This window comes from Paenibacillus sp. VTT E-133280, from assembly GCF_002264385.1.
GTDB lineage: Bacteria > Bacillota > Bacilli > Paenibacillales > Paenibacillaceae > Paenibacillus_AQ > Paenibacillus_AQ nitricinens.
Genome location: NZ_NFUX01000006.1, coordinates 1 through 16,156, shown reverse-complemented (window position 1 = coordinate 16,156; position 16,156 = coordinate 1). Strand labels below are relative to the sequence as shown.

Sequence of the window (16,156 nt, the reverse complement as noted above, 5' to 3'; positions counted from 1 at the left end):
CTTCTATACTGGCACAAGAAGGGGCATCAACAAGCTTTACCGGATGTAACTATTTATCGCAGCATTCAGTTCTGCAATCACCTGTGCTTCGTCGCCATGATGCACGGCATCAACCACACAATTCTCCAGATGGTCTTTTAAGAGCAGCTTTGCTGCTCCATCCAGTGCTTTTTGCACGGCCGCAATCTGCAGCAGGATATCGGGACACTGGCGTCCATTGATCGCCATTTCTTTAACTGACCGCAAATGCCCCTCGACTTTTGCCAAACGGTTAATAATATCTTTCCGGTACTTATGCTCATGATTATGTTCATGACTATTCCCATGGTTAATATGCTCATCAGACATGCGTACTTACCTCCCTAGCTAAATCCTTTTTGAATGAACCTCTCCCTATACATATGACACAATTTAATAGTACCGCTGTCTAGGCTGGCTGTCCAATCATCCAGAGGGGCAACAACAAATTATTCCGCAAAAGGTGCTGTACTGTAAATATCCGTTATAATAAATTCCCCATCGCCGCTTTGATCTGCGATACTGTCCCTGGCCTCAAGATCGTTAAAGTGCCACCATTCCGAGGCCAACGGAGTCAAACCCGCGGACGTGCAATATTTCTGCAGCTGTTTAGCAGGGTCTGTCATCGTATCGGCATAAGTCGATCCTCTCCAAGCGTCCGGCGTTTTTGAAGTCACTGCAGCAGTGAATATAGCTGAGCTTCCACTCAACTCATGTATGTAGGTTGGCATGACGTACTCAATATAATCCGTAACTTGCAAGGAAAGGTAGTCACCGATCCTTACTTGCTCCTCTGATTGGATTTCTACTAAACTCACGTCCATTCCGTACCCCATTTGGTGATTGGATACTCCATCAACAATAAACCAGGTTATTCCCCACGGTGGCGTATTGATCCCCTCCATCACTTCAGGATCTGATTCAGCCAGAGCTTTTAATGCAGAGGCAACATCTTTCTGTACAGTATATGGGCGGAAAACCTCATAAATTTTCAGCGAGTTTCCATCAGATAAAGCCATGCGCTGTGCGGAGTATATTTTTTTTGACATTTGATACAGAACAGGATCGATGAACTCCTCTTTTGCCAGCCGATTATTGTAACTTTTCCCGGAATACAGTTTCTGATCGGTGATACCGGGAATCGCTTTTCCGGAAGATTTGAACTGTGAAGCATACGTATTGGTGTTGTCATAAATCATAGACGGAATAACATCGGGAAGATTAATGAAACAGTAAACATGCGGCAGCCAGCCGGTAACATCCTGATGTTGTACCAGCCACCATGCCCCCTCTTCCTTTAAAATCTGGAAGGCACTTCTAGGTTCAATTATTGCTACCGTAATGGAATTAACGTCGGCTGAATTTTTCAACTCCATTCTTACTGAGGCATACCCTGTAGCACCAATTACAGGCAGCTCCAAATTACCGTCGTACACTAGTCCTGTCGAGGGTTCTTCGCTTCTCGTTGCTTGCGGCTGTTCAGGCAGGACTTCTTGCTCAGATAACGTGGGCGCAGGACTATTTACTACTTGCGGATTCGGGTTCATCTTGCCGGTACAAGCGGATAGCGTTACAGCACTACAGCTGTAAATATAGTCAAGGTTAGGAACCTATGATTAATTATTCTAAGCCACTTCATGCAGCGTTCTCCTTAATCTATGATTCAAATAAAATATAACGAAACAGATACAGCACTATTAGATGGAGCGGGTAAAATATATAGAATCCATACTTGATCAGATTGGATTTTCGGCCGCGGGTTCCGTTGTACAAAGCAAAGAGCGGAATCGCCAGCAGAATGCCGAAACGGAAGATGCTCGTTGAACCTGATGCCGAAAGGCCTGGAATAATGTAAAGGGAAGTTCCAATTAGTGCAAAGCCAAACATTTGCAGACTGAAGCGTGTTCTGAACAAACCAAAACACACGACCCATAAGACTCCGATGTAATTCCAATCTGCCGTCCATGCGAGCAGGCAGCATACCGCAACCGAAGAGATCTGTCCCCATAAGGGGATCTTGGGATTTTTACAGATAGACAGTGCAATCAGCCCCATGAGCAAATCCCAGATCACACTGGTCCCTTGCCACCAGGATAGACCGAAGAAGAGCACAAATGGAAAATGAGAGACTAAGGAAAAAAGAAAAAGCCGTATCATAAATTTTCTTTAAGTTGGAAGTATGCGCGAAGCCCTCTGCAATCAGGTAACAAATAATGGGGGCGGCAAGTCTGCCAATAGTGTGAAGCAGAATATCCAGTGAGGTTCCTGAGGGAACCAGCCATACCGATAGGTGATCGATGAACATGGATAATATAGCAATAATCTTAAGTGTATTCGAATTTACAACTTTAATAGCTGAGACATCTGCTGTCTGCATGATTTGCTGCTCCATTTCCCTTGTTTCGTGAAGCCATATAATACCCGGCAGGCGGAAAGGCTATGCCTGCTGCACGACCTGCCGGGGTTCAAAGCAGATTAATGGGTGACGGTAAAATCAATCAAGGATGTTTCTGCCACCATGGTGTGGTCACTTGCCGCAGAATATTATCAAGCTTGATCATTCGCTGTTTGCCTTCCTCTTGAAGCCATTTGCGTAATGCTTCAACCCCCTCCTTGCCGTATATTTCTATACCGTCCTGCCATGTAGCCCGACCGCACAGTACTCCTGAAAAAGGGACTTCCGCTTCCCCGGCAAATTTCAAGGTCTCTAGAAATATTTCATTCGTGACTCCCGCACTTAGATAAATAAACGGAATAGGTGAAATTGTTGCTGTATCTTTAAAGTGCTGTAGTGCTTCTTGCCTTGTATATACCGCTTCATGCTCATGGCCGGTATTGGCTGCCGTGCCGGATACATATTTCATATTTACCGGAACTTCAACCTTCAGCACATCAATTTTATAACGCGGTTTGGAGAATTCCTGCATATACTTCTTAACTTTATCCGGTTTGACTTTGGCAAACTCGGCGCTTCCTGAGTCCGGTATGCTGTCACTGTATGTTACGGCTTCAAAAAAGAAGGGAATGTCATTTGCGGCACATTCCGCACCGACACGTTCGATGAAGACATGTTTAATGTCGTTGATTTCCTCTAGATCATCCGGATCGTAATACATCAGGATTTTAACGGCATCTACTCCCTTCTCGACATACCGCAGAGCTGAAGATCGGGGCAATAAATCTGGCAGTCGGCCCATTTGTGTCACATCATATCCGGTTTCCTCATAAGCGAGCAGAAGCCCGCAGTCTGCATCACGGGCTTCTGCTGCTGGCCAGCCAAACTCAGGGTCCAGCAAAATAGCAGTCGAATAAGGTGTAAGCTCTTCGGAAACCAGCTGTTTGAACTCGGCGACCTGCTCATAGGATGCTTCCTTTCCCAATGCTTTGCTTAAAGATTTGGATAAGGAGCCTCTTTGATCAATAGCGGTAGCAGCAATATATCCATTGTCGTTGGAGAGTTTGAGCAAACGGTCAAATTCACCTTTTGAAAGCTTAATTGTTATGATTGTTCCTCCATCGATTTTGAAATTTTGATTGCATTAAATTTACATACCTTATTGCTCGTTTTCTAAGCGTTGAACGCTCGTGGCATTCGGAAATAATCGGCTATATATCAGATACACGACACCTAAAAAAACAGCATATATCAGCAGCACGGGTGACCAATACTGCGAACCCGAGACCGCAGAAACGCCAACATAGGCGAAAACAAGCATCGTTGGGATTTTGCCCAGGACAGTTGCGGTTACATACGGAACGAACGGAAGTTTAAACCAGCCTGCATATCCGTTGATAAGCGCAGCTGGGATGAAAGGCAGCATCCGCCCGATAAGAACGAACAGAAAAGCGCGCTGCTGGATATGCTCATTCCATATCTTCAATTTGGTTTTGGAACTTTGGCTTTGATACCCCCCACCTCCTTTGGCAAAAATCCAATAGGTAATAACAGCAGCCAGAGTCGATGCTGCCACACTCATCCCGCTTCCTCCCCATAGCCCGTATTTGATGCCTAGGATGCCAGATACCAGCGCAAAGGGGATGACGGGAACCATTCCGAGCACTGCACAGATGAACAGGATGATGGGCCAGCTTCCAGAATCCAGATTTTCCAGCCAAGGAAGCAGCTCATCCCTCAGGACGTAAATCAAACCGAGCAAGGCCAGATAGAAGATCACGGCAGCCATCTTTCGGGTAAACATTCGCTCCTTTCTTCCTCCCCTCCTCGCTTTAATGTGCGGCCTCATTTTCAAACGCAGCAATCTTTTTCCGGAAACGGAAAAATAAAAATACTGCACGAATCGCCAAATCAATAGCGATTGACAACCAGATGCCTGCAATGCCCAAATCCAGCTGAATGCCTAAGATGTATACTCCGATGACCCGGATCAGCCACATGCCGATGGCGGTGCTATACATGGGGCTCTTGGTGTCACCCGCACCCTGCAGTGCACCTGCAAGGACGAGTCCGACAGCCAGGAACGGCTGCGCGAAGGCATCGATTCGAAGTGCGGTTGTCACCATTTCAATGACAGATTGATCCCCGGTAAACCACGCTGCCGCAAAGGGGGCAAATACAAACAGGAGAACACCGACGAAGCTCATAAATACCACGGCAACAGCGGTAGTATATATACCAAACTGGTAGGCATCCCGGTGTCGGTTTGCTCCCAGGTATTGTCCAACTAAGGTGGTGGCTGCAATGGCCAGCCCATAGCCCGGCATATATGAAAAAACTTCGATATTACCGGCAATGGTATGTGCAGCATAAACCTCAGTTCCGATTCTGACGATAAGGCCCATGTATAAAACTTGTCCCAGACGCATGATGAGACGTTCTGCAGCTGCTGGTCCTGAGAGTTTGAGAAGCGGTTTAGTGAACTCGTTGTGGTCTTTTTTGAACAGCGAGAAAGACAGCTGTGACTTCCGGATGTAATGGAACAGTGCAATGGAACCAAGAATCCGAACCAGAACTGTGGCTAACGCCGCTCCGGCAATCCCCATCCCCGGAATGCCGGCTAGTCCGAAGATCAGGATGTAATCAAGAGCGATGTGGATTACATTTACCCAGATCCCCACCTTCATCGGGGTTTTGGTATCACCAGCTGAACGCAAGATACTGCCGAACACAGTCATTAAGGAAATAAATATGGAAGGTACGGCAACAATACGAAAATAAGTGACGCCGCTGTTGAGTACTTCTGGCTCGGCTCCCATAATGCGTAGTAGCGGCTCAGCGAAAAATAAGGTTATAATTCCAAATGAAATTCCGGCATACACAGCTAGCCACGTAGATTGACGAGCAACTTGTTTAGCTTCTTTCATCTTCCCGGCGCCAACACGTTTGGCTATCATGGAGGAAGTTCCGACACCGATGGCGAGAAAAATAGCAATGTAAACATTCAAAATCGTGTTGGAAACGCCGACAGCCGTAACCTCATTTAGCCCGATTCTGGATACAAACAATGTATCCACAAATCCCACCACCGTTTGAAGCAGATTTTCAATCATCGCAGGTACACCGAGCGCCAAAATGATTTTAATTTTTTCTTTTGGTGTAGTGTCTGTTATTTCTATTATCCTAGCCACATCAATCGTTCCTTTCTAAGCTCTCTGGAATAAATACATACCAAAAAACTAACCCCCCGGGGGGGTTGTTGTCAAGAGAAATTCTTTCAAAAGGTGATGTGGTACAATATTTAGATTATTTGTGCTTCTAAAAAAACTAAATATGATGATTACAAGGATTATCTTCACAAATTCTTCGAAAATGCAGGGTACACTAGAAACAAAGGAGGTTCAAGCCGTGTCCGTATTTATCCGCAAAAATCATAAAAAAATACTAATTATCGACGATGAAGCTCCTATGCGTGAGCTACTGCAGCTTTATCTGCATGCTGAAGGTTATTCCACCGAATCCGCAGCCGGCGGTAAAGAAGCATTGTCACGAATTACTGTAGCAGATTTCGATCTGGTGATCCTGGACCTCATGATGCCGATTATGGATGGGTTTGATGTATGCAAGGCAATCCGCCAAATTTCAACCGTTCCTATTATCATGCTAACCGCCCGCGAAGAGACGGTAGATAAAGTCGTCGGCCTGAAAATCGGTGCCGATGATTATTTAACCAAGCCCTTTGAGCATCAAGAGCTTATCGCCCGTATGGAATCTATTTTCCGCAGACAGGAATTTGTACAGCAGCAGAATCACATGATAGTCAAGCCTGTACAGTCAATCTCCACTTTACCCGCCAAATCAGAGTTAACCTTCCGTGATCTGAAGATGAATTTGAAGACTCACCAGGTGTTCTATCAAGACATGGAGATTGCTTTGACCCCAAAGGAATACTCGATCCTAAAGCTGTTTCTGAGCCATAAAGAACGAATCTTTCAGCGGGAAGATATCCTCGAGCTGCTGTGGAAGACGAGATCCATCAACGACGATCGGACCGTCGATACGCACATCAAAAATTTAAGGGAGAAGCTATCTCAGGCCGGAATCCCCGGGCATGACGTCATCAAGACCATCTGGGGTACGGGATATATTTGTAATGAGAAAAATTAAATTAAATAGCATTCCTCTGAAACTTGGCTCTGTACTTGTCATAATGTTTATGGTACTGCTCTTTTGCATTGAAAGTGTGCTCTATATGTTATTTATCCGCTTCTACACAGATGATGTGCTGAACGAACAGATCCACCGAAATCAAAGTTATGCTGCTGTGTTAAGTGAGCATTTTGATATGACGACAATTAACCATGTGCTGCTCACAGAAAGCAAGACGGACAATCTCCTGCTGATACTGGACCGGGATAACGCTTTACTGGGCTCTTCGGAGGGGACTGCCTCTCTCCCCCCTGAGTACTTGCAAGGAATCATCATCCATGGCACGAGTGCTGATTTTCATGGCCCGGTGTTAAACTCTGATTGGAAGAATGAGCCTAACTTTGTGACCGAAGCAGACATTGTTTCCAGTGGAGAGACGATTGGCAGAGTCTTTATGTTCAGTCCTACCGTCCCCATTCAAACAGCGATTAAGACATTAAACAATACATTTATAGGCGTCGCTGCAGTTGTGCTTGTCCTATCGGCATTGATTATCCTTCTGGTATCCCGGAAGCTGGTGCAGCCGTTGCTGAGAATGATCAAAATAACAAAACGGATTTCTGAAGGCATCTATGATTGGAAACTGGAGCCTCGTGGTTCTGATGAAATTGCACAATTATCCCATGCTATTAATCGGATGTCCTCTAATATTCAACACTATGAACAGCAGCGAAGACAATTTTTAGCAGATATCTCCCATGAGCTTCGCACACCGCTAACGTATATGAAAGGCTACTCAGAGGTGTTGAAGAATGGATTGGTACAGAACCAGGAGGATCAGGAGCGGTACTTACAGCTTCTCTACACCCAGAGTATTCAGTTACAAAGACTCGTTCAGGACTTATTCGAACTAGCAAACATGGAACAAGGATCATTTAAACTGGTTATTGATCGAACGTCCGTAGACAAAGTCATGCAAAATGCTTTGGAACTTATGTCGGATTCCATACAACAGCATGGAATAGAACTTGATTATCAGCCCTCCTCATCACCTGTCTATGTAAAGGGAGATGAACGGCGCCTTCAGCAAGTCGTGATTAACTTGCTTGAAAATGCGCGAAAGTATACCCCTTCCGGCGGGCGAATCACGGTTTCTACTAGCACCAGTAATGGTCAGGCTGTTATTATGGTCAAGGATACAGGCATCGGAATTCCTGCGGATGAACTACCACATATTTGGCAACGCCTTTATCGTGTTGAAAAATCAAGATCGCGAACGACCGGTGGTACAGGACTGGGTCTGGCTATCTCACGAGAAATTGTAATGCTGCATCAGGGACAAATTACTGTGGATAGCACAGAAGGATCAGGGACCACTTTTAAGGTGCTCATCCCGCTTATTTCGTGAAACGGACCTCTTTTAGTGCAGAGCAGGTACAGTCGTTGGAGCAGTAATATACATCTGATGCCATAAGATGAACACCAAAATTGTCCATAGCTTGCGGCTGGCATCCACTTTGCCTGCCCGATGATCTTCGAGCATACCCAACGCTTGTTTTGTAGTTATCCATGGAATATCATCAGCAGAGCCGATAACCTCTTTAGCCCAAGGGTACCATTCATTTTTGAGCCAAATGCGGATGGGAACCGGAAAGCCTAGTTTCTTACGGCTCTGCACATCCGGAGGTACGAAATCCTTCATTGCTTCCCGTAGAAGCAGCTTGGTAGTTGTTTTATTCACTTTGTATTTGCTTGGGATACGGGATGCGAGATCAAAAACCCGAGGATCCACAAAGGGAACCCGAAGCTCAATAGAATGTGCCATCGACATCTTATCTGCTTTCATTAAGATATTTCCCCGCAGCCAGGTATGAATATCAATATGCTGCATCTTAGTAATGTCGTCATAATGAGCAGCAGCTTCATATAGCGGCAAGGTCACTTCTTGTGCACGCTGGAAAGTTCTTGCTAGATTATCGGGCATTATTGCTCCCTTTTCAGCATCGTGGAATATTTTTGCATTACCATAGAAGCGTTCCTGCAGCTCCAAACTTCCCCTCTCTAAAAAGCTCTTTCCTTTCATTCCTGCCGGCATTCCCTTCGAAATTGCACCGGCAAGCTTTCGCATTGCGGCTGGCATATAGTTAAACATTCTAAGGGATAACGGCTCCCGGTAGATATTGTAGCCGCCGAAAAATTCGTCTGCTCCTTCGCCGGAAAAAACCACTTTGACATACCTGCTGGCCAGCTCGGAAACAAAGTAAATACCCGCCGCTGAAGGATCGGCAACCGGTTCATCCATATGCCAAATCATACGCGGAAGCGCCTCAAGGTAGCTTTGAGCGCTTACCGATACTTCATAATGTTCTGTACCCAGATGCGCTGCCGTCTTACGGGCAAGCTCCAGTTCACTATATCCAGGAACATCAAAACCTACGGAGAAGGTTCGGGTAGGCTCCAGACGCTGGAGCATCCCCACCAAGCTGCTGGAGTCAATACCTCCTGACAGAAAGGCACCTCTGGGCACATCGCTGTTCCGGTGAATCTGAACAGAATCCATCAGCACAGCGCGCGTCTCCTCTACCAACTCCGGAAAAGTAACAATATCCTCTGCATAAAATGATGCCTTGAAATAAGGTTTTATGAATATTTGATCTTGCTTAATAACAAGCATATTTCCAGCCATCAACTTATTAATGCCTTTAAACATAGTGGCCGGTTCCGGAACGTACTGAAAGGTCAGATAATGGGAGAAGGCTTGCCCATCCACTTCTCTGTCGATCTTACCTGATGCCAGGAGGGATTTGATTTCTGAGGAAATCATGAACCCACTGGGTGTTTCAGAATAATAAATAGGTTTGATTCCGAAAGGGTCACGGGCTACCAGCAACATTTGCTGTCTCTGATCCCAGATGACCAGTCCAAACATTCCTCGCAGCCGCTTGACGAAGTGTTCACCCTCGGCTTCATACAGCCTGAGAATAACCTCGGTATCGCTCTCTGTATGAAAGTGATGTCCCTCTCTCTGTAGTGATTCACGCAGCTCCCGGTAGTTGTAAATTTCTCCGTTAAAAATAAGGGATATTTCGCCCGGTTCATTGTGCATCGGCTGTGCGCCGTGCTCCAGGTCAAGGATGCTTAGTCTTCGAAAACCAAGACCTACGTGCCCATTTAAATGAATACCGGAGTCGTTAGGCCCGCGGTGATTGATGATTTCTATCATCTGCCTGAGCATCTGGGCTTGTACAGGCACTTGATTTCGATTATATACAGCGGTAATTCCACACATAAATTAGCACTCCTTAACTTGTTATCTCTTCTTTATTTTAGGGAGTGTATTTGAACAAACCGTGATGGTTTGATTACATTTGTGCTTACGATTCTCCACAATTTCTTCACGGACGGGACATAAAAAAAAGAGGATCTCCAGCACCACGTAATGAGAGCTGAAATCCTCTTATTGAATACAACACCGATTTAGAATAAATTCATTAAAGAATCCTTTAGGTTATTGAAGAAATTTCCGATTGAACGGAGTATCAAAGTGAACCAGCTTGCTTTATCCACTTGGTTTTTAGACAACAAATTCATCTCTGACTTGATCTCTTGACCTGTTTCATCTATATACGTAATTGTTGCTTTCCCAAGAACTGTTCCATCTGGAATAGGAGCTGTTCTTACAATTTCATCTACGAATTCGGCAGTTATTGTTAATTTAGGGTTTGTTCCTTTAATGGTCATCAGAGTTAGGTCCTCCTCTGTCTCCAGACCTACTTCTTTTTCCTTGGCTTTAAATACTTTTACGGTTTCTAACCCTTCCAGAACCGTTCTCTCTGCAAGAATCGTCTTTCGTTCGAACTGGCCAAATCCATAATCGAGCAGTTTCCGAGTCTGAACAAAACGCATGGACTCAGAAGCTGTTCCCATGACAACGCTAATTAGCCGCATACCATTCCGCTCGGCGGTGCCCGTAAAACAATAACCCGCTTGATCTGTGTAACCTGTCTTCATACCGTCCAGACCCTCGTAAGCATAGTTTTTAAGTGAGGTTATGGAAGAATTCCCCTCCAGCATCCAGTTGTAGTTAATGATCGGCTGGGCATCACGTGCCTTGAACTGGTATGAAGGAAGGCTGGAGATTTCGAAAAAATCGGGATGCTCGCGCTGTATGGCCAATGCCAGATAGGCGGCATCACGTGCGGACATCACGGTCTCACCTTCAATTTCTGTGGGACGGTATTCTTCGCTCATATCCCCCCTGCCTAAACCGGTGGCATTAATAAAGTGGGCATTGGTTAACTGAAGTTCTTTTGCAGTAACGTTCATTCTCATGGCGAAGGCTTCTTCACTGCCGGCAATATGTTCAGCCAGTGCGATTGACGCATCATTAGCCGACCCCACTGCCTTTGCCGTAAACAATTCTCTAACGGTATGTGTATCGCCTTCCGCTAGAAACACCTTGGATCCCACAGTATCCTGGGCTCTTTTTGAAACGGCCACCTGATCCTCCCAGTTTAACCGTCCGCCCTTGATTTCGGAAAGCACGATGTACTCCGTCATCATCTTAGACATGCTGGCTGGCGGATAGGCGATATCTGCGTTCGCCTGGTATAAGATCTGTCCTGTCTCTACTTCAAGAAGGATGGCCGATTTGGCCTGTAGCGATAGACTTCGGACAGGTGCGGGTGTATGGGCGTTAGCTGATACAACGGCGTAGGGTCCTGTGTAAAAGGCTGCCCATAAGCTGACAAACACTAGAGCTGGGATCACGTATGTTTTAATTTTTGAGGTTAACACTTGATGTACACTCCTTTAGTCTCAATTCGAATAAGTAATGGCTTGTCTGCCCATTTGCTCCCATGCTTCACGAAACGAGTTGATCTTCACTTTACGGTTAATCACTTCGGTCAAAGGGTCATTGAAGTAAATGTAGCGTTCATCATAGCCCGTTAGGAGCACGGAATGCTCTTTGTAGGTAATCTTGATTGGACCACTTGGGGTATCCCACTCTTCAAACATCTCAATAGGCAACGAAGTGAAATAAGTATTGGCTATAACCCACACAGGCTTCCCTTGAGTGAGAGTAACCAGCATATCGTCAAAGCTGCTGCCAGTCATATCAATGATCTGCCCAGGCAAATACATCTCAGCCAGATCTTTAATCGGCCCGTGGTAGACGCCGTATCCCGGATTATCATAGGAGTACATATCGCCGACAAAGCCATCGTAAGGATTGCCAAATGTAACTGAACCATTAATCTTGGAATACGGTGTCGGATCTTTGCGAATTTGTTTTGCAAGTATCATTTTATCCGCCTCGATTCCAGCATGTTTTAGTAGCATCGCAAGACTCGTCACCTCACAACCCCGCGGCAGCTCCGGCATTTGGTTAACTAGTACGGCATCAAGGGGCTGGACCTGAGCCGGCAATGGTTGTAGGGTCCATATTGTCTTTTCACTGCTGACATGGTACACACGAGTTCCCAGATTACCTCTGGCGAACTGTACAGCCTCTGCGTATTCTGAAAAATCAGCCACAAGTATTTCACTCTGGTATACCAAATACGGACGGTAATTGTTCCACAGTAAAGCATTAGATCCCTTTTCTCGGACTGATGCTAATCGAGTGGATTCAGCATAATTAATAGCTTCTCCTAGCGTAGTATAGCTGTTTACAAATGTAGACCCGCTATACACAGCAAAAGTGTTGTCTGCTTCTTTCTCTAATTCATTCACATATGAAGATTCGCTTTGCGGCATAACAAGCTCTTTGGGTTGAAGCAAACGTTCAGTTACGATAACTGCGATTAAGACGATTAACACTAACATGAAATGCTGTAACCAAGCCTTGTTCTTATTTTGTTTTGGCAATCAAAACCACCTATCTTTGCAGTGTAATGAGCGTACATCTCTAAGGGTAACGATGGACTTTGTAGATATTGTGAAGGAATTATTACAACATCTTTTCCGGGGGGAGCCCGAGTGATTTTTAGTAATAAAAAAACCGCGATTTACGCGGTTTTCATAAAGAGTCTGCATTTGTGTTCTTATCTTGAGGTCTTTCAGATCACTGGTCAACTTTGTGGCGACATAGTTAATCCGAACACCGCATCATAAGCATCAAAAATTTTCCGTGCAATGGGAGCTGCACTTTGTGAACCGTAACCACCTTCAGGAACGACAACAGCAACTACAAGCTTCGGATTTTCTCTTGGTGCAAAGGCGATGAAAACTCCGTTCTCCACATTTATAGCTTGACCATTCTTATAAATCGTTTGTTGGGATGTTCCGGTCTTTCTGGCGAAATCATAAGGAAACCCTTGAAATGCGCTGTCTACATTCGTAGCCATTCCACGGTGAATCGTTTGCCATAACTCATCTTCGTACGAAACCTCGTTTAAGATTTTCGGCTCAATGGTTTGAATGACACTTCCGTTAGTATCTCGGATTTCTTTAACGAGATGAGGCTCCATTCGTTTACCTTTGTTGGCAAGCATCACTGTATATTGTGCAAGTTGCAACGCTGTATATTTACCCTGCTGCCCGAACGAAGCGAAAGCCATACTTGAAAGCTGAGATTGGTTTTTCTGGTTATATTCAATTCGTCCTCTAAACTCTCGCGGCAAATCTACCCCGGTTTCCACTCCTAGACCGAATTCTTTCATATATTTATCCCAGACTTCCACTGACTGATCTGCGTATTTCCTCCACAATTGTTCGCCAATTAAGTCAACCATAAATGCATTGGATGAATTCTTAATTGCAGTTACAGGAGTCAACAAGCCAAAAGCTTTGCCTCCCGAATTACGGACTCTTGAATTATCCCTACCGAATTCAGCATATCCTTGATCCATATACGTAGTACCTGGTGTGATTAAGCCTTCATTAAGTCCGATTAGAACACTGAGCGGTTTTATCGTTGAACCTAGGAGCACAGTGGATTCAGGATGCTGTCCTGAATCATTTGGTGGAAAAGACTCCACTGTTCCATTGCGATAAATATACTTGATCTTCTCATAATCCCAAGGGGCATTAGGATCATAATCTGGCATACTTGCCATAGCGATTATGTTTCCGGTTTCCACCTCCATGGCAACTGCATAGCCCGTCTTCGCGTTGGGGTGGAGCTTCCCGGATACGGGCGTTCGCTGCAACCATTGCAACTGATCTATGATAGCTTGTTCAGTCTTCAATTGAACTGTTTTATTAAGAGTGGAGACGAGATCGTATCCTTTGATCGGCGGTTGTGTAACAGGCAGCGAACCCTCTTCCGGCAAATTAACGGCATTAATAGCAATTTGCTTAAAACCATTTTTTCCGCGCAGCAAATCCTGATACTGCATTTCCAGTCCTGATACGCCTACATCTTCGAGTTCAGAGTAGATCAGTCCAGGATCCGTTTGTTCGGCATTCAATCTATCGAGTTCTTTATACTTGACAGTGGTCTTTGATGTTTTGAAGGATTTCAGATATCCGATCGCCTGAACGGCTATTGTATCCGGGTCGTATTTTCTGATCGTCTCTTCTACGACTGACACACCGGGATATTCCATTTTATTCTCCATAAAATAAGCTACTTCTTGATTCGAAAGTCCGCTTTTTATGAGTCTGGGAGTATAGCCAAGGGCCTGTTTATACTCTAAGTCCATAGCTTCGATAATTTGTTCTACACTATAATCAGCGGTGTTTATATTTTTTAACTGCTGGAAGACTTTACTCAGTTTCTCTGCTAACTCCAAAATCTCTTTTCGATTAGGGTTTGGTGACCCTCCGCTCTGTTCACTATAGTTCTTAAATAAAGTAATATACAAGGAGTACGAGGGTTCAGAATAAGCCAGCTTCGTTTGCCCAGTAGAATCATATATCGTCCCACGAACAGGGAGTAAAGGAGCCGTCCTTGTTACACTGATATTCTCTTGCTCAGCCATTACAGGTCCTTCCACAAATTGTAGAACTGTCAATTGAATGAGTAGAATTGAAAAGATTATGAATACGCCAAAAAAGAAAATATTAATACGTAGATGCAGATGATTCTTGGGATTTGAATTTTTCTTTATGCTGAAATTAAACTTTGTCATCACATTTCCTCACTATAGTATAGAGTTTCATGAAGCTTAGGTGAGGTCAGGACAGCTCTTAAAGTCCATAGTAAAACTATCTTTCCACCTCCTTAGTTGGCCTAAATAACTAACCTCTATTTACAATAGTAGGAGATGGATTTGAAGATCTTGTGAAGAAAGTATTACAACATCTTTTCTTGGGGGAATAAGAGAAGAGTGAGAGATCACCCGACTTACCAAACCATGACGTACAACTGGATGGTTTAAGTGCTTTTATGTTATACTCCTTCGTATATATTTCGAGGGGGGGCTGAACAATAATGGGAAGGCGATTTTGCAAATGGATTGTGCTCCTGAATTGATCCGCCTCAGACGGTACTTTTGTTAAACCCATTAGCGGATTAAGAAGTGTAATCTGACTACAATTTGGAGGTGAGTCCCTCTTTGAGATGGGAAGGATTGGACTTAATAACGATCATGAATTTATTTATTCTTGCAGTGTTAATTGTATTGACAGCTTTTTTTGTAGCATCGGAATTTGCTGCCGTTAAAATCCGAATGTCACGGATAGAACAATTGATTGATGAAGGAAATAAAAAGGCTATTATTGCTAAAAAAGTCGTCGGTGATCTGGATTATTATCTATCCGCGTGTCAGCTCGGGATTACAGTTACAGCTCTAGGACTTGGAGCTATTGGCAAGCCCACAGTAGAACGTATTTTGTATCCGGTTTTCGATTTATTTAATTTATCCGAAGCGAGCGCTTCCGTAGCGTCCTATGCGATTGCATTTATTTTTGTTACCTTTCTACATGTGGTTGTCGGGGAGATGGCGCCGAAGACGCTTGCCATCCAGTTCGCCGAGAAGCTGACGCTGCTTCTCTCACCTCCGCTGTATTGGTTCGGCAAAATCATGCATCCTTTTATTGTGGCGTTGAATGGAACATCGCGGGTAATTCTTCGTCTGTTTGGAGTCAAACCTGTCGGGCATGAAGAGCATTACTCGGAAGAAGAAGTGCGGATCATTATGGCCCAAAGTTTCGAAGGCGGTGAGCTGAATGAAACTAAGCTGGAATATCAAAACCACTTCCTTAATCTTATCTCTTCTTCTGGCTCCCACAATCGTAGAAACAAAACCACCGTAGCTCCCACAGACTAGATAAATTCTACTCTCACTTTCAAAGGTCAATTTCTTTAAGGTAACAATGACAGCCTCTAAATTCTCTGCCTCTGTCATAACAGACTGAAAAAAAACGACTAAACTTTCTAAATACTTTATCACATCCTATTTTGCTTAATATCAAATCGGCAAAGAGGCCAATTTCTTGTCTTCAGACACTTTCTAGGTTTTATAGTAGATGACAACATTATGATTTGTACTTTTCACCTTACTTCGAACATTAAAACAAAAAAGCATCACCTTAAGGAGATGCTTTAGATTAGCTTGGCGTCGATCTAGTCTCAAGTCCTTTCGCCAAGTACCACCGGCGGTGGAAGGCTAAAAAGGTCGTGTTCGGGATGGGTACGCGTGGAAC

The 16,156-nt window shown here is 44.5% G+C and carries 13 protein-coding genes and 1 pseudogene; 3 read left to right on the top strand and 11 right to left on the bottom strand.

The features are described from left to right. Positions 1-36 precede the first annotated feature (36 nt). From CA600_RS04155 to CA600_RS04130, 7 genes are all read right to left on the bottom strand, one after another. Positions 37-348, bottom strand: coding sequence for a metal-sensing transcriptional repressor (locus CA600_RS04155; RefSeq protein WP_094869064.1), 312 nt, complete (start codon positions 346-348; stop codon positions 37-39). A 119-nt stretch (positions 349-467) separates the two neighbouring features. Continuing rightward, positions 468-1,565 carry a hypothetical protein gene (locus tag CA600_RS04150; protein WP_094869063.1) on the bottom strand — a complete coding sequence of 366 codons (1,098 nt, stop codon included), beginning with the start codon at positions 1,563-1,565 and terminating at the stop codon, positions 468-470. A 109-nt stretch (positions 1,566-1,674) separates the two neighbouring features. Further along, positions 1,675-2,130: a conjugal transfer protein TraX gene (locus tag CA600_RS31510; protein WP_256989723.1), complete on the bottom strand. Its 456-nt coding sequence runs from the start codon at positions 2,128-2,130 to the stop codon at positions 1,675-1,677. Continuing rightward, on the bottom strand, positions 2,045-2,395 hold the full coding sequence (locus CA600_RS31505; RefSeq protein WP_218832583.1) for a TraX family protein: 351 nt from the start codon (positions 2,393-2,395) through the stop codon (positions 2,045-2,047). The genes CA600_RS31510 and CA600_RS31505 overlap by 86 nt, the downstream gene beginning before the upstream one ends. A gap of 121 nt (positions 2,396-2,516) precedes the next feature. Then, the gene (locus tag CA600_RS04140; RefSeq protein WP_256989733.1) at positions 2,517-3,515 is read right to left on the bottom strand and encodes a tagatose 1,6-diphosphate aldolase; all 999 of its coding nucleotides are present in this window, start codon (positions 3,513-3,515) and stop codon (positions 2,517-2,519) included. A 57-nt stretch (positions 3,516-3,572) separates the two neighbouring features. Next, on the bottom strand, positions 3,573-4,217 hold the full coding sequence (locus tag CA600_RS04135; RefSeq protein ID WP_179281523.1) for a TVP38/TMEM64 family protein: 645 nt from the start codon (positions 4,215-4,217) through the stop codon (positions 3,573-3,575). Between the two features lie 28 nt (positions 4,218-4,245). Continuing rightward, positions 4,246-5,610 carry an MATE family efflux transporter gene (locus CA600_RS04130; RefSeq protein WP_256989732.1) on the bottom strand — a complete coding sequence of 455 codons (1,365 nt, stop codon included), beginning with the start codon at positions 5,608-5,610 and terminating at the stop codon, positions 4,246-4,248. Between the two features lie 211 nt (positions 5,611-5,821). Between CA600_RS04130 and CA600_RS04125 the strand changes: the two genes are divergently transcribed. Both CA600_RS04125 and CA600_RS04120 read left to right on the top strand, forming a co-directional pair. Next, entirely contained in the window at positions 5,822-6,580 is a 759-nt protein-coding gene (locus tag CA600_RS04125; protein WP_256989722.1) for a response regulator transcription factor, read from the top strand. Further along, positions 6,567-7,970 carry a sensor histidine kinase gene (locus CA600_RS04120; RefSeq protein ID WP_094869060.1) on the top strand — a complete coding sequence of 468 codons (1,404 nt, stop codon included), beginning with the start codon at positions 6,567-6,569 and terminating at the stop codon, positions 7,968-7,970. The genes CA600_RS04125 and CA600_RS04120 overlap by 14 nt, the downstream gene beginning before the upstream one ends. 12 nt (positions 7,971-7,982) lie before the next feature. On the opposite strand, the gene asnB is transcribed toward CA600_RS04120, so the two are convergent. From asnB to CA600_RS04100, 4 genes are all read right to left on the bottom strand, one after another. After that, positions 7,983-9,851 carry an asparagine synthase (glutamine-hydrolyzing) gene (gene asnB, locus CA600_RS04115; RefSeq protein WP_094869059.1) on the bottom strand — a complete coding sequence of 623 codons (1,869 nt, stop codon included), beginning with the start codon at positions 9,849-9,851 and terminating at the stop codon, positions 7,983-7,985. Between the two features lie 188 nt (positions 9,852-10,039). Next, complete coding sequence (locus tag CA600_RS04110; RefSeq protein WP_094869058.1) at positions 10,040-11,359, bottom strand: D-alanyl-D-alanine carboxypeptidase family protein; 1,320 nt, start codon at positions 11,357-11,359, stop codon at positions 10,040-10,042. A 21-nt stretch (positions 11,360-11,380) separates the two neighbouring features. Next, positions 11,381-12,433 (bottom strand): C39 family peptidase, encoded by a 1,053-nt coding sequence (locus CA600_RS04105; protein ID WP_256989721.1) that lies wholly within the window; start codon positions 12,431-12,433, stop codon positions 11,381-11,383. Between the two features lie 203 nt (positions 12,434-12,636). Continuing rightward, positions 12,637-14,640: a peptidoglycan D,D-transpeptidase FtsI family protein gene (locus tag CA600_RS04100; RefSeq protein WP_094869057.1), complete on the bottom strand. Its 2,004-nt coding sequence runs from the start codon at positions 14,638-14,640 to the stop codon at positions 12,637-12,639. 441 nt (positions 14,641-15,081) lie between these two features. Between CA600_RS04100 and CA600_RS04095 the strand changes: the two are divergent. Beyond that, positions 15,082-15,708: pseudogene (locus CA600_RS04095) on the top strand (hemolysin family protein); the annotation flags it as partial. Between the last annotated feature and the right edge of the window lie 448 nt (positions 15,709-16,156).